This window comes from Mesorhizobium sp. M7A.F.Ca.AU.002.02.1.1 (assembly GCF_003998535.1).
GTDB classification, from domain to species: Bacteria; Pseudomonadota; Alphaproteobacteria; order Rhizobiales; family Rhizobiaceae; genus Mesorhizobium; species Mesorhizobium ciceri.
In genome coordinates this window covers 1-1,829 of sequence record NZ_RZPB01001008.1, presented here as the reverse complement: position 1 = coordinate 1,829, position 1,829 = coordinate 1, and the positions used below count along the sequence as shown (strand labels likewise).

Genomic DNA, 1,829 nt, shown 5'->3' with positions numbered 1-1,829 from the left:
TGGCAGCTCTTTCGAGCTTTCACGCGTCGGCTTCGCGTCCTCCACGACGACCTTGAGGTCCCTGCCTGGGTTCCTCGGAGCTCTCGCGCGCCCGCGATTCCAGGATTTTCGTTATGCGAAGTCCAGCACATCGGCCACCGGCATGCGCGGCTTCTGCGGCCAGTTGCCAGCTCGCTCCGGTCCGACGGTCAACAGCATGACCGGCACTTCGTCTTCGGCCAGGCCGAACTCGCGGTGCACGGCTTCAGCGTCGAAACCAATCATCGGCGTCGAACCCAGGCCCAGCGACCGGGCCATGTAGATGATCGCCGCGGCGCCAAAGGTCGCGGAGCGCACGGCTTCGTCGCGCTGGCGCTGCGGCTGATCGTCATACAGACCGCGAGCGGGGATTTCCCACTCCGGCACCAGGTGCGCCGGCATGATGCCGGCTTTCACCACGGGTGCCAAGCGGGCTGGAACGGTGCTGGCATCGGCCAGCTGGCCGATGATGATGAAGGTCACGGCCGCGTCGGTGATCGCGGGCTGATTCCAGGCGATCGGACGCAGCCGGGCCTTGGCTTCCGGCGAGCGTACGGCGATGAAACGCCAGTTCTGCAGGTGGAAGGAGGTTGGCGCGGACGTGCCGATACGCACCAGGTCGCGGATCTGGTCGTCGCTCAAGGTGGCAGCAGGGTCGTAGTACTTTGCGGCACTGCGGCTCAGGATCGTTTCGATGACGGCGTTCGTGGCGAAAGCGTTTTCGCTCTTCCCGCTCTCCCCGAAGATCTCGGCGGCTACGCGGGTTGCGGGTCCGGTGGTGGCGATGCAGTTCATTGGATGGCTCCCTTATCAAGTGATTGCGGAGCCCAATTTACGAGGACGAGTGATTATTTCGAGACTGATTCAGCTCAGTATGATGCGCGAAAGGATCAAACTGCGCCTTCGCGATCCCAGACCGTGTGCGTTACTCGCCCTTGTGCGCCAGTCGCCGCCACTCCCCCGGCGTCATCCCCATCCTTTCGGCGAAGACATGCCGGAATGCCGAAACGGATTGATACCCGACGGTCTCGGCCACGGCCTCGGCGCTGATGGCTGGCTTCTTCAACTCGTTGGCGGCCAGGCTCATGCGCAGATCAGTCAAAAAATCGAGGGCGGAGCGACCCAGCTTGTCCTGAAACTGGCGCATGAACGTAGCGCGCGACACCCCGCACAAATCGGCCAGATCGGGCAGTTTCCAAGGCCGTGCCGCATCGGCGAACATTGCCGCAATTGCTGGTGCCAGCCGCGGATGGCCAGCCAGGGCCAACAAGCCTTCGGGGGCTTTCCCGGATTGGCTCGCCGCGCGCAGTACCAGTGTGAAAAGCGCCGAGGAAAGCGCGTTGAGAATGGCGCGCCCTCCCGCCCTGTCACCGGAGGACTCCATCCGCATCAGCCCGACAAGACCGGCAAGTTGGTTGGATGCGGACCCCATGCCGTCTTCTCCATGGCTGTCCACAGCGCGTGTCACCAGGTTGGCGGGCAGGTAGTTGCGGATCAGTCGATCATGGGGTGGCGCGATAAAAAATCGCCCACACAGCAGATCCAGTTGCTCGCCCTCGCCATCATTCTCGCTCAGCATCCATCCGGCTGACCCCCGGCGTTGCTGGGTAGGAATTGGTGTTTGCCCGCTACCGTCGTGCAGTACATGCGCCGCGCCGTGAGGCAGCAGCACAATATCTCCGCTCAGCAGCTCCCGCGCCGCTCTCGTCTTCGGATCCTCGAGAATGGCCCGGCCCTTGACTATGACGTGGTAGGGAATTTCGTTCGCGGCAGCCTTGTTCCAGGCAACGCGCCACGGTGCACCATAGGCG

2 protein-coding genes are annotated in these 1,829 nt (G+C 63.4%); both read right to left on the bottom strand.

Features of this window, described 5'->3' with window-relative positions:
• Positions 1 to 111: 111 nt before the first annotated feature.
• Positions 112 to 813 (bottom strand): nitroreductase family protein, encoded by a 702-nt coding sequence (locus EN879_RS34360; protein WP_027163551.1) that lies wholly within the window; start codon positions 811 to 813, stop codon positions 112 to 114.
• 130 nt (positions 814 to 943) lie between these two features.
• A partial coding sequence (locus EN879_RS34355) for an AraC family transcriptional regulator (protein WP_164774775.1) occupies positions 944 to 1,829 on the bottom strand: 886 nt, incomplete at its 5' end.

Excerpts from the sequence above, each read along its gene's own strand:
- EN879_RS34360 (WP_027163551.1), bottom strand. The coding sequence starts at position 813 with ATGAACTGCATCGCCACCACCGGACCCGCAACCCGCGTAGCCGCCGAG.